The sequence below is a fragment of the Microbacterium esteraromaticum genome (assembly GCF_028747645.1).
GTDB classification, from domain to species: Bacteria; Actinomycetota; Actinomycetes; order Actinomycetales; family Microbacteriaceae; genus Microbacterium; species Microbacterium esteraromaticum_C.
In genome coordinates, this window is record NZ_CP118100.1 from 2,836,864 (window position 1) to 2,858,470 (window position 21,607).

Consider the following 21,607-nt stretch of genomic DNA (forward strand, 5'->3'; position numbering starts at 1 on the left):
CCCCGTGCTCAGCACGGGGGCCTCTCAAGAAATGCGTGGCGTCAGCGCCCGGACACCTGCCCGAACAGCTTCGCGATCGGCGCCAGCACCAGCGGGCGAGCGGCGAACCAGCCGGCAGCGACCACGACCATGGCTCCGACGAACACCCAGAAACCGGTCCAGACATCCGCATAGGCGATGCCATCGACCGAGCCCTGCGCAGCGAACATGTGGTTCAGGTTGCGCAGCGCACCGGTGAGGAACACCAGCGCGACGTGCACGATGATGAACGCCACGAAGTACAGCATGACGGGGAAGTGCAGCGCACGCGCCCACTCGACCGGGTACGCCTTCGACAGCTTCTCGGCCTTCTTCGGCCACAGCCCCGACATACGGAACCCGGTGACCACCGCGAGCGGCGCGGCGATGAACACCGTCGTGAAGTACGCCAGCTGCTGCAGGCTGTTGTAGTTCACCCAGCCGTTCTCAGTCGGCCAGTCGAGCGAGATGTACTGCAGCAGGGCCGACAGCGCGTTCGGGAAGACCTCCCAGCTGGTGGGCACGATGCGCGCCCAGTGGCCGGTGACGATGAGCAGCACCACGAAGATCACTCCGTTGACGATCCACAGGATGTCGAGCGACTGGTGGAACCACAGAGTCAGGCTGATCTTGCCCTTGCTGTTGCCGCGCGGCGCCCAGAACACGGTGGGCCGCTTCTCGGTGCGCACCCCGAGCCCCGAACGGATGATCAGCACCATCAGGAAGATGTTGAAGAAGTGAGCCCAGTTGACCCACGGCGCGAAGCCCGGTTCGGTCTCGAACGCGGGGTGGTACTCGCCGGGGTAGGCGGCCAGGAAGTCCTGCATGAACGGCAGAGTGAGGAACGCCCGCATCAGGAACACCCCGGCCGCGGCCAGCAGACCGAGCGAGGCGAGACCCAGCAGTCCACCGATGGCCTGCGGCCACGTCGGGCGCAGCTTCGAGGGCTGCGCGACGGGCTGCGAAGCCTGCCGCGGCGCGCGTCCCTGCCAGACGGTGCGGGTGAACGGCAGCGGCGTCGACAGGTCGGGGCGGTCGGATGCTACGACCACCGCAGTCTGGGTGGACGGGGCTTCCGTCACCGCAGCCTCGGCGACAGCATCCGATGACGCGGCAACCGCGGCGACCGAAGCGGTACCGGCGGGCGGCCACGGATCACCGCTGGCGACACGCGGCAGGCCGCGGCGCAGCTCGGCGCCCGGCGCGGTGGCTACGGCGGTCGCCTCTGGAGCGGTAGCCGCCACCGGGGCGACGGCCGGCTCGGGCGCCTCGGTCACAACCGGGGCGGGGGCGGCCATCGCGGGTGCCGGAGCAGCAGGTACCGGAGCAGCAGGTACCGGAGCAGCAGGTACCGGAGCAGCAGGTGCCGGAGCAGCGGATGCCGGCGGCCAGGGCTCTCCCCCGGCAACGCGCGGCAGACCACGGCGCAGACTGGCGCTCGGTGCTACGGCGGTCGGGGCGACGGCGGTCGCCGGAGCAGCGCTCGGCACCGCAGCGCCGACCGATGTGGCACCCGGCTCGGCCGCGGGCGCGGCGGGAGCGGACTCCACCGGCGCTGGCGCGGCGGCAACAGCCTCCACGACCGGCATCTCGTTCACGTTCTCAGCGCCCTCGACGGTCACCTCGGTGACGGGAGGCCAGGGCTCTCCGCCGTTGATCCGCGGCAGTCCGCGGCGCAGCATCCGCGTTCCCATGGTTAGTTCTTCCGCGCTTCGAGCGCCTCGATCAGCTGCGGCACCACAGTGAAGACGTCACCGACGATGCCGAAGTCGGCGACGTCGAAGATCGGCGCCTCGCCGTCCTTGTTGATCGCGACGATCGTCTTGGCGGTCTGCATGCCGGCGCGGTGCTGGATCGCGCCCGAGATACCGAGCGCGATGTACAGCTGCGGCGACACCGAGACGCCGGTCTGACCGACCTGATGCGCATAGGGGATGTACCCGGCGTCGACCGCCGCCCGCGAGGCGCCGATGGCGGCACCCAGCGTGTCGGCGAGCTGCTCGACGAGAACGAACTTCTCCTTCGAGCCCAGGCCACGGCCGCCCGAGACGACTCGAGCGGCACCGCGCAGCTCGGGACGCGACGAGGTCTTCTCTTCGGCCACGATCTCTCCGGCACTTGCGGCGACCGCATCGGACGCGGTGACCGTGAGCTCCTCGATCGCGAGGTCGGCGGCCTCGGCGCGGGCATCCACAGCGCCCTGACGGACGGTGATGACCGGGGCGCCGAAGGTCGGGGCCGAATCGGTGAGGAACGAGCCGCCGTAGACGGAGTGCTGGGCGGTGACGCCCTCATCGTCGCGGGAGACGCCGACGGCATCCACCGACAGGGCGAGCTTCTCGCGCACGGCGAAACGTCCGGCGACATCGCGGCCGGCGATCGAGTTCGAGATCAGCACGGCATCGGGCTTCACCTGTGCATAGGCGGCCTGCAGCGCGTCGACGACCGGGACGGTCAGCTTGCCGGCGTCGCCGGCGGCCGTGAGCACGACCTGCGCTCCGGCCGCTGCGGCGGCATCCGCCGCGGCGGGGCTGCCACCGACGATCAACGCGACGGGAGCGCCGATGGTGGATGCCGCACCGATGAGCGCCGCCGTGCTGCTGGCGGCATTGCCGGCGGGGTCGACGTCGACGAGGACGAGGAGCGGGTTCGCGGGGTACGCCATGTCACACCAGCCTGTTCTGTGCGAGGAACTCGACGAGCTGAGCGGCGGCGTCGCCCTCGTCGGTGATCTTGACACCGGCCGCCCGCGGGGGCTTCTCTGCGACCGTCGTCATGATCGCGCGGGGCGCCAGAGCGGGATCCGCCGAGACACCCAGGTCGGCCAGCGAGAGCACCTCGAGCGGCTTCTTCTTAGCCGCCATGATGCCCTTGAAGTTGGGGAAGCGCGCGTCGGGCAGCGCCTCGGTGATCGAGATGACCGCGGGCAGTGCCGCGGTGATCTGCTGCGTGCCGTCGTCGCCGGTACGGGTGCCGACGACCTGTGCGTCGGAGATCTCGATCTGGCTGAGCGCCGTCGCCTGCGCGAACCCGAGGTGCTCGGCGAGCATGGCGGGGATGACACCGCCGGAGCCGTCGGTCGAGAGGTTGCCGGTGATGACCAGGTCGGGCTCACCGCGGCGGATCGCGGCGGCGAGCACCTCTGCGGTCAGCGTGAGGTCGGCGCCGCGCAGATCCTCATCGACGACGTGCACGGCAGATGCCGCGCCGATCGCCAGGGCACGACGCACGGATGCTGCCGACGACTCCGGCGCCATCGAGAGGGCGACCACCTCGGTGCCGGCGTTCTTGTCGGCGTACGAGAGCGCGGCTTCGAGAGCACGCTCGGTGATCTCATCCAGCACGACATCACCCGAACGATCAGCCAGTCCCGTCTCGAGATCGAGCTTTCGGTCACCGTAGGTGTCTGGCACTTCTTTCACCAGGACATAGATCTTCATCGAGCCTCCTTACGCCGGATTCGAGTCTACCTGCGAGCGTACCTGAGATTCAGTTCCGCAGCCGGTGAAATTGAGTATCAGCCGGACTCGATGGCGACCCGATACCGTGGCTCTATGGCCCGCCCCCGCCCTCTTCCCATCGATCCGCTCGCCGAGGCGAAGCGGCAATGGCTCGCGCACGGCTGGAACGATGCCGCCGAGGGCATGGCCGTGGTCACCTCGATCATGCGCGCCCAGCAGCTGCTGCTCGCACGAGTGGATGCAGCACTCAAGCCCTTCGGCGTGACCTTCGCGCGCTACGAGGTGCTGCGTCTGCTCGCCTTCAGTCGCACGGGCACCCTGCCGCTGTCGAGCGTCGTGGCCAGGCTGCAGGTGCACGCTACGAGCCTGACGAGCACGGCCGAGCGCCTCGTGCGCGACGGACTGGTGCGCCGTGATCCGCACCCGCACGACGGCCGCGCCGCACTGCTGACCCTCACCGATGCCGGCCGCGATCTCGTCGAGCGTGCCACTGCCGCGCTGAACACCGAGGTGTTCTCCTCGCCCGGGCTGGCCGCCGACGACGCCAAGGAACTGGTCGGCATCGTCGCGCGGCTACGCAAGAACGCCGGCGACTTCACCGACCCACGCCCACTGCCCGAGCCGCTCTGAGCCGCTCTGGCCGCTCTGGCCGCTGGCCACACCGCCGAGGAACCATCTGTCGTTTGAGAAACCACGTGTGACGTGGTTTCTCAAACGGGAAGTGGTTTCTCACCGGGAGGGCGTGCTCAGTCGCCCTCGTACACGTACTGGTCGAACCGCTCAGGCACACGCTGACGCTGCCAGGCGAGCTCCTCGTCGCGCCGCTCACGGTCGCCGGGGAACGCCTTGGCCGTGTACCGCGGCACCTGGCGGGCGTGCCCGGCCATGTGCGCGACAGCCGCGGCCTGCCCACACACCCGCGCCGCGGCAATGGCCGACGCCTCAGACGCCTCGCGCGCGGCCGCGTGGCTACCGAACGACCGCTCGCGTACCTCGTCGATCGCGAGTTCTCCGCGGATGAACGCCTGCGCCGCGTCGAGCGCCTCGCGGGGTCTGAGGTCGTCGGGCCGTTCTTCGAGGAAGAACGGCAGCATCCGCTCTGCGCAGGCCACGGTCCATTCCACCAGCTCGCGGCGATCGTGCTCGGAGAGTCTGAGGTCTGCGTCGTCGGGCTGGCTGTTCACGGTCGATCTCATCGGTGCTGGAAGTGAGGGGGGCGCTTCTGTCGAAAAGCGGCCATCCCCTCCTTCTGATCTGCAGTGTCGAACAGAGCGGCGAACTGCTGCTTCTCGACGGCAAGTCCCGCCTCGAGGGTCGTCTCCATGGCAGCATCCAACGTCGCCTTCGCCGCGTACAGCGACGGCAGCGACTTCGACGCGATCGTCTCGGCGAGCGTCGTCGCCTCGGCGAGCAGATCGGATGCCGGAACGACGCGCGACACGAGGCCGATGCGTTCGGCCTCGTCGGCGGCGATCATGCGTCCCGACAGAATCAGTTCGGCGGCCTTGTAGTACCCGACCGCGCGGATGAGGCGCTGGGTGCCGCCCATGCCCGGCACGACACCGAGGTTGATCTCGGGCTGACCGAAGCGTGCCGAGTCGGCGGCGAGGATGATGTCGCACATCATCGCCAGTTCGCATCCGCCGCCCAGCGCGTACCCCGAGACGGCGGCGATCACTGGTGTGCGGACGGCCGCGAAGCGGGTCCAGGCGCCGAAGTGGTCGGTGTCGAGCATCTCGGATGCCGTCTTCGACTCCATCTCTTTGATGTCGGCCCCGGCGGCGAACGCCTTCTCGGATCCGGTGACGACGATCGCGCCGATCTCATCGCTGGCGTCGAAGATCTCGGCGGCCGCGGCCACTTCTTCGGACACGAGGCCGTTGAGGGCGTTGAGCGCCTCGGGTCTGTTGAGGGTGATCCAGCCCACCCGTCCTCGCTGTTCGACGATGATCGTCTCGTACTCGGCGACGTTTCCTTCAGGCATGTGCGCTCCCTCCGCCGCGTCCCTGCGGCGCTTCCAGTATCTCAGTCCCTCGCGCCCCCGCGCGCACTCCGCCCTCCCCACGTCGCTCCCGTCTATTCGTCACAAACCCCGACTATTCGGCCCGAATAGGGGCGTTTTGTGACGAATAGACGGATGCCGCGGGGCGTGGAGCAGCGAAGTGCGGGGGCGGGTCAGGAGTCGGTGGCTCGGATGTCGGTGATGATGCCCGAGAAGTCCCGGGCGGCGCCGTCGCCGGCGGCGAACGCGGCATAGATCTGCTGGGCGAGTCGGCCCATCCTGGCATCCGTCGACGTCTGCTCGATCGCCTGCAGCGCCAACCCCAGGTCTTTGGCCATCAGCGCGCCCGCGAAACCCGGCTGGTAGTCGCGGTTCGCCGGGCTCGTCGGTACCGGCCCCGGCACCGGGCAATTCGTCGTGATCGACCAGCACTGCCCCGATGCCTGCGAGACGACATCGAACAGCGCCTGGTGCTCCAGCCCCAGCCGCTCACCCAGCACGAACGCCTCGGCGACGGCGATCTGCGACACCGCGAGCACCATGTTGTTGCAGACCTTCGCGGCCTGCCCCAGACCCGGCCCGCCGCAGTGCACGATGCGCTTGCCCATCGCCTCCAGCAACGGCAGCGCGTCGGCGAAATCGGCATCCGACCCGCCGACCATGAACGCGAGGGTGCCGTTCTCGGCGCCGACCACGCCGCCCGAGACCGGCGCGTCGATGTTCCGGTGGCCGGCGGCGAGCGCCAGCTCGTGCGCGGTGCGAGCCTCATCGACGGCGATGGTCGACGACTCGATGAACAGCGTGCCCGGCGCGGCAGCGGCGAGCAGCTCGTCCTGATAGGCGGCGATCACGTGCCGCCCGGCGGGGAACATCGTGATGACGACGTCGGCGCCGGCGACAGCATCCGCACCACTGTCCGCGACCGGGATGCCCGCATCACGCGCGGCGTCGACCGCGGCGGGCACCAGGTCGAATCCGCGCACGTCGTGCCCGGCCTTCACGAGGTTGAGCGCCATCGGCAGGCCCATGTGGCCGAGGCCGAGAAAGGCGACCTTCTTCGATGCCGACGCGGTCATGAGGCGCTCCGCGCCTGAGCCCGCTGCTGCGAGGCTGATCCCGCAGGACGCAGCATCTCGCGTCCGACGATGAGTCGCATGATCTCGTTCGTCCCTTCCAGGATCTGGTGCACGCGCAGGTCGCGCACGACCTTCTCGATCCCGTAGTCCTGAAGGTACCCGTAGCCGCCGTGCAGCTGAAGGGCCCGATTGGCGACGTCGAAGCCGGCGTCGGTGGCGAAGCGCTTGGCCATGGCGCAGCGCATCGTGGCATCCGGCGCCTTCTCGTCGACCGCCTGCGCACCATCGCGCACCATCAGGCGCGCGGCCTGCAGGTCGGTGCGCATATCGGCGATTGCGAACAGGATCGACTGCTTCTCGGCGAGCGGCTCGCCGAAGGCGACGCGCTCGTGCACGTACTGCACGGCGCGTTCGAGCGCCCATTGCGCGCCGCCCAGCGAGCAGGCGGCGATGTTGAGCCGGCCACCGTTGAGCGCCGACATCGCGATTGCGAATCCTCGCCCCTCGTCGCCGAGCATCGCCGATGCCGGCACCCGCACACCGTCGAGGATCACCGGACGGGTCGGCTGCGCGTGCCAGCCCATCTTCTTCTCGTGCGCGCCGAAGCTCAGGCCGTCGGCATCGCCCGGCACGAGGAAGGCGCTGATGCCCTTGGCGCCCGGCTCGCCGGTGCGGGCCATCACCACGTACACGCCGGCCTCGCCCGCGCCCGAGATGAACTGCTTCACGCCCGTGATCAGGTAGTCGTCACCGTCGCGCGTCGCGCTGGTGGTGATGTTGGCGGCATCCGACCCGGCGCCAGGCTCGGTCAGGCAGTAGCCGCCGAACTGTTCCATCGCGGTGAGCGGCGGGAGCCACTGCGCGCGCTGGGCGTCGTCACCGTAGGTGTCGATCATCCAGGCGACCATGTTGTGGATCGAGATGTACGCGGCCACGGCCGGGTCGCCCTTGGCGAGTTCCTCGAAGATCGCCACGGTGTCGACGCGGCCCAGCCCGGTGCCGCCGAAGTCCTCGCGGACGTAGATACCGCCCAGCCCGAGCTCACCGGCCCGGTGCAGCGACTCCCGCGGGAAGATGTGCTTCTCGTCGCGCTCGGCGGCGTGCGGCGCCAGCTCGGTCTCGGTGAACTCGCGCACGGCGTCGAGGATCGCCTCGCGCTCTTCGGCGGTGACGGAGGTGTTGATCATGGTCATCGTGTGTTCCTAGTTCATGGTGGGGATCACGAAGCTGGCACCGTCGCGCACGCCGTGCGAGGGCCAACGACTGGTCACCGTCTTGGTCTTCGTGTAGAAGCGGAAGGCGTCGGCGCCGTGCTGGTTCAGGTCGCCGAACCCGCTGCGCTTCCAGCCGCCGAAGGTGTAGTACGCGATCGGCACGGGGATCGGCACGTTCACGCCGACCATTCCGACGTTCACGCGCGCGGCGAAGTCGCGCGCGGCGTCGCCGTCGCGGGTGAAGATCGCGACGCCGTTTCCGAATTCGTGATCGGATGCCATCGCCAGCGCCTGCTCGTAGTCGGCCGCTCTGGCGATCACGAGCACGGGCCCGAAGATCTCCTCGCGGTAGATCGCCATGTCGGTGGTGACGTGGTCGAACAGGGTGGGGCCCAGGTAGAAGCCGCCCTCGTGCCCGCCGACGGTGAATCCCCGACCGTCGGCGAGCAGCGTCGCGCCCTGGTCGACGCCCTGCTGGATGTAGCCGGTGACCCGCTCGACGGCGGCGCTGTTGACCAGCGGCCCGTAGTCGGCGCCCTCAGACAGCGACGGGCCGACGTTCAGAGCGGCGACGCGCTCGGTGAGCTTGGCGGCGAGGGCATCCGCGGTTTCTTCACCCACCGGCACCGCGACCGATATGGCCATGCAGCGTTCACCGGCCGAACCGTAGCCGGCGCCGATCAGGGCATCGGCGACCTGGTCGAGGTCGGCGTCGGGCATCACGATCATGTGGTTCTTGGCGCCGCCGAAGCACTGGGCACGCTTGCCGTTGCTGATCGCGGTCGTATAGATGTACTCGGCGATCGGCGTGGAGCCGACGAAGCCGACCGCCTGGATGCGCGGGTCGCTGATCAGCACGTCGACGGCCTCTTTGTCGCCGTGGACGACGTTGAACACTCCGGCGGGCAGGCCCGCTTCGAGGAACAGCTCGGCAAGGCGCACGGGGACCGAGGGGTCGCGTTCACTGGGCTTGAGCACGAACGCGTTTCCGGATGCCAGGGCGGGGCCCGCCTTCCAGAGAGGGATCATGGCGGGGAAGTTGAACGGGGTGATGCCGGCCACGACGCCGAGCGGCTGACGCATCGAGTAGACATCGATACCGGCGCCGACACCGGTGGAGTACTCGCCCTTGAGCAGGTGCGGTGCCCCGATGCAGAACTCGATCACCTCGATGCCGCGCTGGATGTCGCCCTTGGCGTCGTCGAAGGTCTTGCCGTGCTCGCTGGAGAGCAGGCGGGCGAGGTCGTCCATGTCGCGGTTGACGAGTTCGACGAAGCGCATCAGCACGCGGGCGCGCTTCTGCGGGTTGGTCGCGGCCCATTCGGCCTGTGCGGCCTCGGCGTTCGCGATCACGGCGCGCACCTCGTCGGCCGAGGCGAGCGGCACGTGGGCCTGCACGGCTCCTGTGCTCGGGTCGAACACGTCGGCGACGCGTCCACCGGTCGGGTCGACGTGCTTTCCGCCTACGAAGTGGGGGATCATTCGGGTCATTGTGCTGACTCTCCTCTGTGCCTTCTTTGGCACAGTGTCATGATACTCGGCCCTCAGTGGATTTACTAGGGAGCCCTAGTAAATCCACTGAGGGCGCTCCCTCGACGTTCAGCGGGCCTCCGATTGAGAGGCCGTCCGACTCAGACGTAGTCGTCAGGATGCATCTGCCGGACACCCCGCTCGAACAGCGTGAACTGCGCCCGGAGCGGGACGTCGAGCGCCTCAGCCTGCTCGGCCATCGCACGCGCCCAGGCCCGGTCGACCTCGCGCGGCTCGTGCAGTCCGGGGTGCTCCCACACCAGCACGACCTGGGCGTTGCCGGTCATCTCGCGCATGGACCCGATGCGGTGCATGAGCAGATGACCGTGCGATACCTCACCGAGGTCGTCGACGCGCACGCTCTCGCCCGGGTCCTCGGGATAGTCGGCCATCGGCATGAGCGGATCGCCGAGGCAGCCGCGTTCGTCGATGAACAGCAGCCAGAACTGTCGCTGCTTCGCTTTGCGCAGCAGGAGCTCGATCATGTCGCGCAGTTGGTCGTCGGTGTGCAGCACGCGGTCTCGCGGCGATTGCTGAGTTTCCATGCGCACCACACTGTCGCGCGCGCCTCGCCCGCGTAACCGGATTCGCCCCATTGTGGACAACTCCTCGGAACCGCCCGCCTGTGCACGAAGACTCGTCAGGAGTTCGCCCGCCGTACACCCACCGGCCACCTGCGCCCTCTAGAAAAGAACCCGCGCGACGGAAGACAGATCGGAATCGGGTGTCGTCGGAACTCGCGCCGCGGTGAGTGCGGTCGCAGCCTCCCGCCGCGGTCTCAGACCGCGAGACCCCCGCCGAATCGGGTCGGCGGGGGTCTCTTCCGTCTCAGGAATCGGATGCCGGCTGCGCCGTGGCATCCGCCGATCGCGCCGCCAGGCGCATCCATGTCTCGACGACGGTGTCGGGGTTCAGCGACATCGACTCGATGCCCTGGTCGAGCAGCCAGTCCGCGAGGTCGGGGTGATCCGACGGGCCCTGCCCGCAGATGCCGACGTACTTGCCGCGACGCAGGCACGCCTCGATCGCCATCGCGAGCATCTTCTTGACGGCTGGATCGCGCTCGTCGAAGGTGGATGCGACCAGTGCCGAGTCGCGGTCGAGCCCGAGCGTGAGCTGGGTCATGTCGTTCGACCCGATCGAGAACCCGTCGAAGTGATCGAGGAACTCATCGGCCAGCAGCGCGTTCGAGGGCACCTCGCACATCATCACGACCTCAAGACCGTTCTCACCCCGGCGCAGTCCGTTTGCTGCCAGCATCTCGACGACCGCGGCACCCTCGGCGACGGTGCGCACGAACGGGATCATGACCTTGACGTTCTGCAGGCCCATGTCGTCGCGCACGCGGCGGATCGCCTCGCACTCCATGTCGAAGCACTCGCGGAACTCGGGCGAGATGTACCGCGAGGCACCGCGGTACCCGATCATCGGGTTCTCCTCATGCGGCTCGTAGCGCTCCCCGCCCAGCAGGTTGGCGTACTCGTTCGACTTGAAGTCGCTCATCCGCACGATCACCGGCTCGGGCGCGAACGCCGCGGCCAGCATGCCGATACCCTCGGTCACGCGCTGCACGAAGAACTCCCGCGGCGACGGGTAGGCGGCGATGCGCTCAGCGACCTGCGCCTGAAGATCGGCGGGCAGGGCGTCGTACTCGAGCAGCGCGCGGGGGTGGATGCCGATCTGGCGGTTGATGATGAACTCCAACCGGGCCAGCCCCACGCCCCGGTTGGGCAGACGCGAGAACGAGAACGCCTGATCGGGAGTGCCGACATTCATCATGATCTTGACCGGTACCTCGGGCATCCGATCGAGCTGCGTCTCTTCCTCGCGGTACTCGAGCAGGCCGCGGTAGACGAACCCGTCGTCGCCCTCGGCGCACGACACGGTGACGTCGAGGCCGTCGGTAAGCACCCGGGTGGCGTCCCCCGTGCCGACGACGGCAGGAATGCCCAGTTCGCGCGCGATGATCGCAGCATGGCAGGTGCGGCCGCCGCGGTCGGTGACGATCGCCGAGGCCTTCTTCATGATCGGCTCCCAATCGGGGTCGGTCATGTCGGCGACCAGCACGTCGCCCGCACGGAAGGCCGCCATATCGTCGAGGGAGCGCAGCACGCTGACCGCGCCCGAGCCGATCTTCTGCCCGATCGCACGGCCGGTCGAGAGCACCTCGGCGCGCTCACCGAGCACGAATCGGCGCATGACGTTGGCGTCCGTGCGCGAGACCACCGTCTCGGGGCGCGCCTGCAGGATGTAGAGGCGGCCGTCGACGCCGTCGCGGGCCCACTCGATGTCCATCGGGCGGCCATAGTGCTGTTCGATCGTGACGGCGTGGCGGGCGAGTTCCTCGACTTCAACATCCGAGATGCTCAGCAGCCGGCGCTCGGCGGCCGGGACGTCCTCGAAGACGGTCGTGCCGCCCACCTGCGCGCTGTCGGTGTAGCGCATCGCGACGGCCTTCTCACCCACCGCCCGCTTGAGGATCGCCGGTCGCGACGCCGCCAGCGCGGGCTTGTACACGTAGAACTCGTCCGGGTTCACCGCCCCCTGCACGACGGCCTCGCCCAGACCGTACGAGCTGGTGATGAACACGGCGTCTTCGAAGCCCGACTCGGTGTCGACGGTGAACATGACACCGGATGCCCCGATGTCGGAGCGCACCATGCGCTGCACGCCGACCGAGAGCGCGACGTCGTGGTGGTCGAAGCCGTTGTGCACGCGGTACGCGATGGCCCGGTCGTTGTACAGCGATGAGAAGACCTGCGTGACGGCCTGCAGGATGTTCTCGATCCCCGAGATGTTCAGGAAGGTCTCCTGCTGGCCGGCGAACGAGGCATCCGGCAGGTCTTCGGCGGTCGCCGATGACCGTACGGCCCAGGAGACGGCATCCGGGGTCGGGTCGTTCTCGACGAGGTGCGCGTAAGCGGCGCGGATGTCGTTCTCGATGTCCGCCGGAAGGGGCTGCCGCTCGATCCACTCGCGCACCGTCGCACCGACGCGGGTGAGCTGGGTGACGTCGTCGACGTCGATCGCCTCGACGGCCTCACGGATGCGGGTGTCGAGCCCGTCCGAGGCGAGGAAGGCCCGATAGGCGTCGGCTGTGGTCGCGAATCCGCCGGGGACGCGCACGCCGAGATCCGAGAGGTGCGAGACCATCTCGCCCAGCGAGGCGTTCTTGCCCCCGACCTGGGGGAGGTCCGTCATCGTGACCTCGTGGAACCACAGGATGTTGCTCATAGCGCTGCTACTTTCGCTCGGGTCACGCACGCAGCTTCATGGTCTGCATGATGACCGCGGACATCTCCTCGACGCTTTTTGTCGAGGAGTTCAGGAACGGGATTCGGTGTCGGCGGTAGAGGTCTTCGGCGCGGCGCAGCTCGAGCGTGCACTGCTCGAGGCTGGAGTAGCGCGAGCTGGGGCGGCGCTCGTGGCGCACCTGGCTCAGGCGCAGCGGCGTCGTGGTGAGCCCGAAGCAGCGCGGGCCGTACTTCGCGATCGGACGCGGCAGCGCCTCGCTGCCGAAGTCGTCGTCGGTGAGCGGGTAGTTCGCGACGCGCAGCCCGTGCTGCAGGGCGAGGTACATCGTGGTGGGCGTCTTGCCGCAGCGCGACGGCGCGATGATCACGACATCGGCCTGGTCGAGAGCGCGCGAACTCTGCCCGTCGTCGTGCTCGATGGCGTACTCGACAGCACGCATGCGTGCGAAGTAGCGGTCGGTGTCGCCGAGGCCGTGGTAGTTGCCGAGTTGCTCGGAGGCCGTCACGCCGAGAGCGTTCTCGAGCTCGGTGAGGTGGCCGGCGAGCAGGTCGATGACCGTCGCGCCCGAGGCGCTGAGGATGCCGCGCAGCTGGGCGTTCTTCACGGTGATGAACAGCAGGGGGTCGTGTCCGCGCGCGACGTCTGTGTCGATGCTCGCGACGACCGAGCGCGCCTCGGCGTCGGTGAGCACGAACGGGATCGTGTGCCGCAGAAAGCGGATGCCCGGAAAGTTCGCCAGCAGTGCGTTGCCGAGCGTCTCTGCGGTGACTCCGGTGCTGTCCGAGACGAAGTACGCAGCACGCGTACCGGCGACGGGCGCGGAATCAGTAGGGGGCACGTTCCCACCGTATGGAAGGAACATGCCCCCTTACCAGCGAATTCACCCGAAGGTTTTCGTGGTTTTACGATTTGTGAAGAACTGCGCTACGCGAGGCGCTCCACAATCAACGCGTTGGCCATGCCGCCGCCCTCGCACATCGTCTGCAGCCCGAGCGTGCCACCCGTCTCATCGAGATGGTCGAGCAGCGTGCCGAGCAGGCGCGTGCCCGATGAGCCCAGCGCGTGCCCCAGCGCGATCGCTCCGCCGCGCGGGTTGAGCCGGTCGGGATCGGCTCCGAGCTCGGCGGCCCAGGCCAGCGGCACCGAGGCGAACGCCTCGTTGACCTCGTACGCGTCGATGTCCGAGATTTCGAGCCCGGCGCGCTCCAGCACCCGGCGCGTCGCGGGGATCGGTCCGGTGAGCATCATGAGCGGGTCGTCCCCGACCACGTCGAAGGCGCGCAGTCGAGCCCGCGGACGCAATCCGAGTTGCTCGGCACGGTCGGCGCTCATCATCAATGCAGCCGAGGCCCCATCGGTGAGCGGCGACGAGTTGCCCGGCGTGATGCGCCAGTCGAGCTCGCGAAAGCGCTCGGCCAGGGCATCCGTGCGGAACGACGCCGGAAGGCCGGCGAGCTTCTCTGCTGTGGTGCCGGCCCGCACCGTCTCATCGATGCGGGCATCCGGTGCCTCCGGCACGGCGACCACCGTGCGGTCGAAGAACCCGTCCGCCCACGCCTGCGCCGCCCGGCGGTGCGACTCGGCGGCGAACGCGTCGAGTCGGTCGCGGTCGAAGCCCCAGCGCTGGGCGATCAGCTCGGCGCTGACGCCCTGGTTCACCAGGCCCTCGGGATACCGCGCGCGCAGGCGCGGCGACATCGGCGAACCACCGGTGGCCGACGAGCCCAACGGCACGCGGCTCATCGACTCCACTCCCCCGACGACCACGATGTCGCTCTCGCCGGCCATGATCCCGGCGGCAGCGAAGTGCACGGCCTGCTGACTCGACCCGCACTGGCGGTCGATCGTCGTCGCGGGCACGCGCTCGTCGAACCCCGCGGCGAGCACGGCCTGACGGGCGATGTTCATCGACTGGTCGCCGACCTGGCTGACGCAGCCCAGCAGCACGTCGTCGATCTGCCCCGACTCGAGGCCGTTGCGCTCGAGGATCTGCTGCAGCGCGCCGGCGGCCAGATCGACCGGATGCACGTCAGACAGCATCCCGCCGGGTTTTCCGCGCCCCACCGGGGTGCGGACCACATCGACGACGACGGCCTCGGTGCTCATCAGCCCGCGGCTTCCTCGGCGCGCTCCTGCACATCGATCGCCGCCGTGTCAGGCACGTACTCGGCGATGTGGCGCTCATCGACACCGACGTACGCCGACAGCGGGCGGATCAGCGCGTTCGAGGCCTGCTGTTCGAGGACGTGCGCGGTCCATCCGGTGATGCGCGCGGCGATGAACAACGGCGTGAAGGTGAGCGTGTCGTAGCCGATCAGGTTGTACGCCGGGCCCGACGGGTAGTCGAGGTTCGGGTAGATGCCCTTGCGCGAGACGAACTCGTTCTCGAGCGTCTCGTAGAGTTCGGCGACATCGGGGCGGTCGTAGTGCGCGACGAGGGTGTCGAGCGCCGCCTTCATGGTGGGCACGCGCGAGTCGCCGCGCTTGTACACGCGGTGCCCGAAGCCCATGATCTTGCGCTTCTCGGCGAGGGCGGCATCCAGCCAGCCGACGACCTCCGAGGCCGATCCGATCTCATCGAAGATGTGCATGACGGCCTCGTTGGCGCCACCGTGCAGTGGCCCCTTCAGCGCACCGATCGCACCGACGACGGCCGAGTACAGATCGCTCAGCGTCGAGGTGATCACCCGGGCGGTGAAGGTCGAGGCGTTGAAGGAGTGCTCTGCGTACAGGATCATCGAGCGGTTGAACGCGTCGACGACGACCGGGTCGGGCTCTTCGCCGAACGTGAGCCACAGGAAGTTCGCCGCGTAGTCGAGGTCGTCGCGCGGATCGATCATCGCCTGCCCACGGCGGCGACGCTGACCGTACGAGACGATCGCCGGCAGCACGGCGAACAGCTGCAGGCTGCGCTGCAGGTTCTGCTCGGGGGTGCCGACGGCATCGAGCACATTGCCGGTGCCCGCGGTCTCGATCGCACCGATGACGCTGACGGCGGTGCGCACCTCGTCCATCGGGTGCGCGTCGAGCGGCAGCGCGTCGATCGCCGCCTTCACCTTGGGCGGAAGCGCACGGTGCGCACGCTCGGTCGCGCGGAAGTCTGCCAGCTGTGCGGCCGTGGGCAGCTCGCCGTGCCACAGCAGGTAGGCGACCGCCTCGAACGGCTGGGTGGCCGCGAGCTCCTGCACGGGATAGCCCCGATACAGCAGGCTGTTGGTCTCGGGATTGACCTTGCTGATCGCCGTCACATCGGCGACGACTCCGGCCAGCCCCTTCTTGATCTCGGTCTCGCTCATTCCGTCACTCCCTCGTGTTCAGCGATCGATGGTGAAGTTGAAGACGCCCGAGTCGAACCGGTTGTACGACTCGTAGTCGATCAGGTCGTAGAGATCGGCGCGGTGCTGCATCTCGCCGAGCTTCGAGGTCAGGTGGCCCTCGTCGATCAACGTATCAAGGGCACGACCGGTCGCGCCCATCGCGATACGCAGCATCGACACCGGCCAGATGACGATGTTCACGCCGACGTCACGCAGCTGATCGACGCTGAACAGGTCGCTCTTGCCGAACTCGGTCATGTTCGCCAGGATCGGCACGTCGACGGCGGCGCGGATCGCGGCGAACTCGTCGAGCGAGCGCATCGCCTCGGGGAAGATCGCGTCGGCACCGGCATCCACCAGCGCCTTGGCGCGGTCCTTCGCCGCCTCCAGCCCATCGACGGCGGCGATGTCGGTGCGCGCCATGATGAGGAAGTTCTCGTCACGACGCGCATCGACGGCGGCGCGGATGCACTTGACCGCGGTGTCGGCGTCGACGACGGCCTTGCCGTCGAGATGCCCGCAGCGCTTGGGGTTGACCTGGTCCTCGATGTGGGCGCCGGCGATACCGGCATCCTCCATCGATTGGATCGTGCGCGCGACGTTCATCGGCTCGCCGAACCCGGTGTCGGCGTCGATGATGGTCGGCAGGTCGGTCATGCGCGAGATCTGCTGCCCGCGACCGGCGACCTCGGTGAGCGTGGTCAAGCCGATGTCGGGCAGCCCGAGGTCGGCAGAGAGCACGGCGCCCGAGATGTAGACGCCCTCGAAGCCCTTCTGCTCGATCAGGCGTGCGCTGAGCGGGTTGAAGGCACCGGGAAAGCGCAGCAGCTCACCCGAGGCGAGGCGCTCGCGGAACGCCCGACGCTTCTCGTGCGCGGGAACGGTCGAGTACAGCATCAGAACAGCCCCTTCGTTCGCTCGGTGTTCGCTCGCTCGATGTTCGTAACTCCGGAGATTCTGGCGCCAGCGCCGCTCCTGGGCGAGATTCGGGCGAAATCGCGACGATTCTCCGGAGTTGTGAACGCGCAGCCCGGCAGGCTCAGCATCAGAACAGCCCCTTCGGGGCGTCGGCGGATGCCAGCAGGCCGGGCTTCGCGATGATCGACAGCTCGGCGACCTCGTCCGCGGTCAGCTCGGGCAGGCGCTGGACGAGCTCGAGGAAGCGGTCGATCTCTGCCGGCTCGAGCACGGGCTCGGCGAGGATGCGGAACTTGTTGATGTAGTTCTCGCGGGCGAACGGGCGGGCCCCCAGCGGGTGGGCATCCGCGACGGCGATCTCGTCGATCACCTTCGTGCCGTCGTTCATCGTGATCTCGACGCGACCGCCGAAGGCCTTCTCGCTGATGTCGAGCGAGTGGTAGCGCCGCGTCCACTCGGCGTCCTCGACCGTGGTGATCTTGTGCCACAGCGCAACGGTGTCCTCACGGGCGGCCCGCTCGGGAGCGTACGAGTCGACGTGGTGCCAGGTGCCGTCCTGCAGCGCGACGGCGAAGATGTACGGGATCGAGTGGTCGAGGGTCTCGCGCGATGCCGTCGGGTCGTACTTCTGCGGGTCGTTCGCCCCCGAGCCGATCACGTAGTGGGTGTGGTGGCTGGTGTGCAGCACGACGCTGTCGATGGCCGAGGTGTCGATGCCCTCGCGGTGCAGCTTGCGGGCGAGGTCGATCCACGCCTGCGCCTGGTACTCGGCCGAGTGCTCCTTGGTGTACGTGTCGAGGATGGCCCGCTTGGCCTCGCCGGCGGCCGGCAGCGGCACCTCGTAGGCCGCGTCGGGTCCGTCCAGCATCCACGCGATCACGCCGTCTTCGCCTTCGTAGATCGGCGACGGCGAGGTCTGACCGCGCATGGCGCGGTCGACGGCCTCGACAGCCATCTTGCCGGCGAAGGCCGGGGCGTGCGCCTTCCAGGTCGAGATCTCACCCTTGCGGCTCTGTCGGGTGGCGGTGGTGGTGTGCAGCGCCTGCGCGACGGCCTGGTAGATCGTCTCGGCGTCGAGGCCGAGCAGGGTGCCGATGCCGGCCGCGGCCGAGGGGCCGAGGTGGGCGACGTGGTCGATCTTGTGCTTGTGCAGGCAGATCGCCTTCACCAGGTCGACCTGGATCTCGTAGCCGGTGGCGAGTCCGCGCACCAGGGCGCGTCCGTCGCTGCCGACGTGCTGCGCGACGGCCAGGATCGGGGGGATGTTGTCGCCGGGGTGCGAGTAGTCGGCGGCCAGGAACGTGTCGTGGTAGTCGAGCTCGCGCACGGCGACGCCGTTGGCCCAGGCGGCCCACTCGGGGCTGGTGCGGTGGTCGAGCTCAGCGCCGAAGACGGTGGCGCCCTTTCCGCCGGTCGAGACGGGGTGGGCGAAGGCCTGGGCCCGGGCGGCGTTGATGGGTGCGCGCGTGAGAGAGGCCGCGGCGACCGAGGCGTTGTCGATGATGCGGTTGATGATCATGTCGACGACGGCGGGCTCGACCTCGACGGGGTCGGTGGCGACCTCGGCGATCTTCCAGGCGAGCTGTCCCTCGCGGGGCAGGTTCTCTTCGGAGCGGTAGACGCGAACAGGGTGGTTGACGGTCATCGTGTTCCTTCCGGGGACTCGAGCGATTCGAGGATGCTGTCGAGAGCGTTGTGCAGGTGGACGTGGGTGGCGTGGGCGGCGAGTTCGGCGTCGCGGGATGCCAGGGCGCGGGCGATCAGGTGGTGCTCGCCGGCGGATGCGGCCAGCCGCTCGGGCTTGTCGCGCGCCATGCGCCGCACGCGCACGAGGTGGGTGCGCACGGTGCGCAGCGCCGAGCTGAGGTAGTCGTTGCCGACGGCGGCGTCGAGCGCGGCGTCGAAGCGCGCGATCAGGGCGTAGTACGCGTCACGACCCTCGGGGCGGTCGAGGTCGACACGGGCGAACTCGTCGGCGAGCTCGCGGAACAGCACGGCGTCGCCGCGCATGGCCGCGAGTCGCGCCGAGGTCTCTTCGAGTGCGCGGCGGATCTCGAACAGCGATCGGATGTCGTCGGCGTCGAGATCGGCGACGACGGTGACTCGCGGCGATTGCTGCACGGCGAGCCCTTCGGCGGCGAGTCGGCGCAGCGCCTCGCGCATGGGCGTGCGGCTCACTCCGAGGCGCGCCGCCTGTTCGACTTCGGCGAGCACGGCACCGGCGGGAAGGATGCCGGACTGGATCTCATCGAGCAGCACCGCGTAGGCGCGGTCGCTGGCGCGAAGAGACTCAACAGTGGTGCTCACGGGATCAGCGTATACACAAACACGCGCTGATACCAGCTTTGTTCACCGATCAGCCCACTTGCGTATACATAACCGGGGTGCGGCGGGCGCTGGCGCATCCCTACGACTTTCTGCGATCCGGGGGTTGCGCTCCCACTACTCAGCGGTACTATGTAGTGGTAGTCAGTATCACTGAGTAGTACACGGAGGTGCCGGATGGGCAGACAGATGACAGAGATGCTCAAAGGCACCCTCGAGGGCATCGTGCTCGCCCTGCTCGTCGACCGACCGGCATACGGGTACGAGATCACGGCGCAACTGCGCGACCGCGGCTTCGCCGACATCGCCGAGGGCACCGTGTACGCACTGCTCGTACGCATCGAGCAGAAGGGCTTCGTCGACGTCGCGAAGGTGCCGAGCGAGAAGGGCCCGCCCCGCAAGGTGTACACGCTCAATGCGAGCGGCACCGCCGAACTGAACGAGTTCTGGATGACCTGGAGCTTCATCTCCGACCGGATCGCAGAGCTCCGCACGAAGGGAGAATGACATGGCAGCGAAGTGGATCGAAGCGGTCACCGGACCGCTCGAACAGAAGAGGAACTACCGACAGGCGAAGGCGCGCATGGACGCGCTGCCCGAGCCCTACCGCGTTACTGCGACCGCGCTGACGCGGTACCTCATGTACTACGGCGGCGTCACCGATGGCGACACCCTGGTGCAGATGTTCGTCGACCTCGCCGACCTGTGGGAACGCGCCGCACTCGACGCAACGCCGGTGTCGGCGATCACCGGAGAGGACCCCGTCGAGTTCGCCGAGTCGTTCGCCCAGGCGTACACCGGCAAGCGGTGGATCGACAAGGAGCGTCAGCGCCTGATCGATGCCGTCGAGGCGGCCACGCGTGCCCAGGAGTCGTCGTGAACGCCGTGCACGCCGATCCGCGAGCGATCGACGTACGCGGCATCCGCAAGTCCTTCGGCGCACACGACGTGCTGCGCGGCGTCGACTTCGCCGTCGACCGCGGCAGCGTCTTCGCGCTGCTCGGGTCGAACGGCGCCGGGAAGACGACAATGGTGCGCACCCTCTCGACTCTGCTCGCAGCGGATGCCGGTAGCGCCCACGTGCAGGGGATGGACGTGCACGAGAAGGGCGCCCAGGTGCGCGAGGTCATCAGCCTCACGGGGCAGTTCGCCGCCGTCGACGACGTGCTCACCGGACGCGAGAACCTCGTTCTGGTGGGGCGGCTGCGTCACTTCACAGCCCCGGGTGACACGGCGGATGCCCTGCTGGCCAGGTTCGGCCTGACCGAGGCGGGCTCGCGACGCGCGGGAACGTATTCGGGCGGGATGCGACGTCGGCTCGACATCGCGATGAGTCTCGTCGGGCATCCGCAGGTCGTCTTCCTCGATGAGCCGACCACAGGGCTCGATCCCGAGGCCAGACAGGAGGTGTGGGCCGTGGTCGAGGAACTCGTGCGCGGCGGCACAACCGTGATGCTGACGACGCAGTACCTCGATGAGGCCGAACGGCTCGCCGACCGCATCGCGATCCTGCACGAGGGGCGCATCATCGCCAACGGCACGGTCGCCGAGCTCAAGCAGTTGTTGCCGCCCACACGAGTGGAGTACGTCAAGCGGCAACCGACACTCGAAGAGGTCTTCCTCGCGCTGGTCGGTCCGTCGACCAGCGACGCTGAGAGGAGCGATGCCGCATGAGCACGCACGTGCTCGCCGATACGGCGAGCCTCACCGGTCGGTCGCTGCGCCACATCCTGCGCAGTGCCGACACCGTCATCACAACGGCAGTCACACCGATCGCCCTGCTGGTGCTTTTCGTGTTCGTGTTCGGCGGGGCCCTGCGGCAGAGCATCGGCGATGCCGCGTACATCGACTACCTGCTCCCCGGCATTCTGCTGATCACGATCGCCTCGGGGATCGCCTACACGGCGTTCCGCCTGTTCACCGATCTGCAGGGCGGCGTCTTCGAGCGATTCCACTCCATGCCGATCTCCCGCTCGAGCATCCTGTGGGCTCATGTGCTGACATCCCTCGTGGCGAACGCCATGACCCTGGCCATCGTGTTCGGCGCGGCTCTACTGATGGGCTTCCGTACATCGGCGAGTGTGTGGGCATGGCTGGCCGTCATCGGCATCCTCGCTCTGTTCACGCTCGCGCTGACCTGGCTCGCCGTCATCGCAGGGCTGTCGGCGAAGACGGTCGACGGGGCGAGCGCGTTCTCGTATCCGCTGATCTTCTTGCCGTTCATCAGTTCAGCGTTCGTGCCGACCGACACCATGCCGGGACCGGTGCGGTGGTTCGCCGAGCACTAGCCGGTCACATCCATCGTGAACTCCATCCAGGCGCTGTTCGCGCAGCAGCCGGTGGGAGCCGACCTCTGGGTCGCGCTGGCCTGGTGCCTCGGCATCCTGATCATCGCCTACGTCGTGGCGATGCGGGTGTATCGCCGGCGCATCGGATGACGGCCGCGGGGCGAGTGCCAGCCCCCGCACCTCGCGACCCGTCGCGGGGTACG

The 21,607-nt window shown here is 68.5% G+C and carries 20 protein-coding genes and 1 pseudogene; 5 read left to right on the forward strand and 16 right to left on the reverse strand.

The annotated features are described in order from the left end of the window. Positions 1–41: 41 nt before the first annotated feature. Genes PTQ19_RS13645 through PTQ19_RS13655 form a run of 3 tightly spaced genes read right to left on the reverse strand, consistent with a single transcriptional unit; the run spans position 42 to position 3,458 of the window. Complete coding sequence (locus PTQ19_RS13645; protein ID WP_274367724.1) at positions 42–1,712, reverse strand: cytochrome b/b6 domain-containing protein; 1,671 nt, start codon at positions 1,710–1,712, stop codon at positions 42–44. Positions 1,713–1,714: 2 nt separating this feature from the next. After that, positions 1,715–2,683 (reverse strand): electron transfer flavoprotein subunit alpha/FixB family protein, encoded by a 969-nt coding sequence (locus PTQ19_RS13650; protein WP_274367725.1) that lies wholly within the window; start codon positions 2,681–2,683, stop codon positions 1,715–1,717. Position 2,684: 1 nt separating this feature from the next. Beyond that, the gene (locus PTQ19_RS13655; protein WP_274367726.1) at positions 2,685–3,458 is read right to left on the reverse strand and encodes an electron transfer flavoprotein subunit beta/FixA family protein; all 774 of its coding nucleotides are present in this window, start codon (positions 3,456–3,458) and stop codon (positions 2,685–2,687) included. A 114-nt stretch (positions 3,459–3,572) separates the two neighbouring features. Here PTQ19_RS13655 and PTQ19_RS13660 point away from each other — a divergent pair, with 114 nt between their 5' ends. Beyond that, the gene (locus PTQ19_RS13660; RefSeq protein WP_206551122.1) at positions 3,573–4,109 is read left to right on the forward strand and encodes a MarR family winged helix-turn-helix transcriptional regulator; all 537 of its coding nucleotides are present in this window, start codon (positions 3,573–3,575) and stop codon (positions 4,107–4,109) included. A 116-nt stretch (positions 4,110–4,225) separates the two neighbouring features. Here PTQ19_RS13660 and PTQ19_RS13665 read toward each other — a convergent pair whose 3' ends face one another. The 13 genes from PTQ19_RS13665 to PTQ19_RS13725 all read right to left on the reverse strand — a co-directional run bounded on the left by PTQ19_RS13665 (position 4,226) and on the right by PTQ19_RS13725 (position 19,098). Further along, a complete protein-coding gene (locus PTQ19_RS13665) occupies positions 4,226–4,663 on the reverse strand; it encodes a putative immunity protein (protein ID WP_179409863.1) in 438 nt (145 codons plus the stop codon). A gap of 8 nt (positions 4,664–4,671) precedes the next feature. Continuing rightward, positions 4,672–5,463, reverse strand: a complete 792-nt coding sequence (locus PTQ19_RS13670; RefSeq protein WP_179409862.1) for an enoyl-CoA hydratase-related protein — start codon at positions 5,461–5,463, stop codon at positions 4,672–4,674. 191 nt (positions 5,464–5,654) lie between these two features. Further along, complete coding sequence (mmsB, locus tag PTQ19_RS13675; protein ID WP_274367727.1) at positions 5,655–6,557, reverse strand: 3-hydroxyisobutyrate dehydrogenase; 903 nt, start codon at positions 6,555–6,557, stop codon at positions 5,655–5,657. Then, complete coding sequence (locus tag PTQ19_RS13680) at positions 6,554–7,750, reverse strand: acyl-CoA dehydrogenase family protein (RefSeq protein ID WP_222446847.1); 1,197 nt, start codon at positions 7,748–7,750, stop codon at positions 6,554–6,556. Before PTQ19_RS13680 ends, mmsB begins: the two co-directional genes overlap by 4 nt. 9 nt (positions 7,751–7,759) lie before the next feature. Next, a complete protein-coding gene (locus PTQ19_RS13685) occupies positions 7,760–9,262 on the reverse strand; it encodes a CoA-acylating methylmalonate-semialdehyde dehydrogenase (RefSeq protein WP_274367728.1) in 1,503 nt (500 codons plus the stop codon). A gap of 140 nt (positions 9,263–9,402) precedes the next feature. Next, positions 9,403–9,846, reverse strand: coding sequence for a hypothetical protein (locus tag PTQ19_RS13690; RefSeq protein ID WP_274367729.1), 444 nt, complete (start codon positions 9,844–9,846; stop codon positions 9,403–9,405). A gap of 283 nt (positions 9,847–10,129) precedes the next feature. Then, positions 10,130–12,535, reverse strand: coding sequence for a phosphoenolpyruvate synthase (gene ppsA / locus PTQ19_RS13695; protein ID WP_274367730.1), 2,406 nt, complete (start codon positions 12,533–12,535; stop codon positions 10,130–10,132). Positions 12,536–12,557: 22 nt separating this feature from the next. Beyond that, on the reverse strand, positions 12,558–13,394 hold the full coding sequence (locus PTQ19_RS13700; RefSeq protein ID WP_274367731.1) for a pyruvate, water dikinase regulatory protein: 837 nt from the start codon (positions 13,392–13,394) through the stop codon (positions 12,558–12,560). A gap of 86 nt (positions 13,395–13,480) precedes the next feature. Continuing rightward, the gene (locus PTQ19_RS13705) at positions 13,481–14,662 is read right to left on the reverse strand and encodes a thiolase family protein (protein ID WP_274367732.1); all 1,182 of its coding nucleotides are present in this window, start codon (positions 14,660–14,662) and stop codon (positions 13,481–13,483) included. Continuing rightward, positions 14,662–15,852 (reverse strand): bifunctional 2-methylcitrate synthase/citrate synthase, encoded by a 1,191-nt coding sequence (locus tag PTQ19_RS13710; protein WP_274367733.1) that lies wholly within the window; start codon positions 15,850–15,852, stop codon positions 14,662–14,664. The genes PTQ19_RS13705 and PTQ19_RS13710 overlap by 1 nt, the downstream gene beginning before the upstream one ends. Before the next feature lie 18 nt (positions 15,853–15,870). Beyond that, positions 15,871–16,770, reverse strand: a complete 900-nt coding sequence (gene prpB, locus PTQ19_RS13715; protein WP_274367734.1) for a methylisocitrate lyase — start codon at positions 16,768–16,770, stop codon at positions 15,871–15,873. A gap of 148 nt (positions 16,771–16,918) precedes the next feature. Further along, positions 16,919–18,436: an MmgE/PrpD family protein gene (locus PTQ19_RS13720; RefSeq protein ID WP_179411760.1), complete on the reverse strand. Its 1,518-nt coding sequence runs from the start codon at positions 18,434–18,436 to the stop codon at positions 16,919–16,921. Beyond that, positions 18,433–19,098, reverse strand: coding sequence for a GntR family transcriptional regulator (locus PTQ19_RS13725; RefSeq protein WP_274367735.1), 666 nt, complete (start codon positions 19,096–19,098; stop codon positions 18,433–18,435). The genes PTQ19_RS13720 and PTQ19_RS13725 overlap by 4 nt, the downstream gene beginning before the upstream one ends. Before the next feature lie 195 nt (positions 19,099–19,293). On the opposite strand from PTQ19_RS13725, the gene PTQ19_RS13730 reads away from it, so the two are divergent. From PTQ19_RS13730 to PTQ19_RS13745, 4 genes and pseudogenes are all read left to right on the forward strand, one after another. After that, positions 19,294–19,623 carry a PadR family transcriptional regulator gene (locus PTQ19_RS13730; RefSeq protein WP_274367736.1) on the forward strand — a complete coding sequence of 110 codons (330 nt, stop codon included), beginning with the start codon at positions 19,294–19,296 and terminating at the stop codon, positions 19,621–19,623. 1 nt (position 19,624) lies between these two features. Continuing rightward, positions 19,625–19,996 (forward strand): DUF1048 domain-containing protein, encoded by a 372-nt coding sequence (locus PTQ19_RS13735; RefSeq protein WP_274367737.1) that lies wholly within the window; start codon positions 19,625–19,627, stop codon positions 19,994–19,996. Then, positions 19,993–20,790, forward strand: coding sequence for an ABC transporter ATP-binding protein (locus tag PTQ19_RS13740; protein WP_425313123.1), 798 nt, complete (start codon positions 19,993–19,995; stop codon positions 20,788–20,790). Before PTQ19_RS13735 ends, PTQ19_RS13740 begins: the two co-directional genes overlap by 4 nt. Beyond that, positions 20,787–21,554, forward strand: a pseudogene (locus PTQ19_RS13745) (ABC transporter permease). The gene PTQ19_RS13740 and the pseudogene PTQ19_RS13745 overlap by 4 nt, the downstream one beginning before the upstream one ends. The last annotated feature ends 53 nt before the right edge of the window (positions 21,555–21,607 follow it).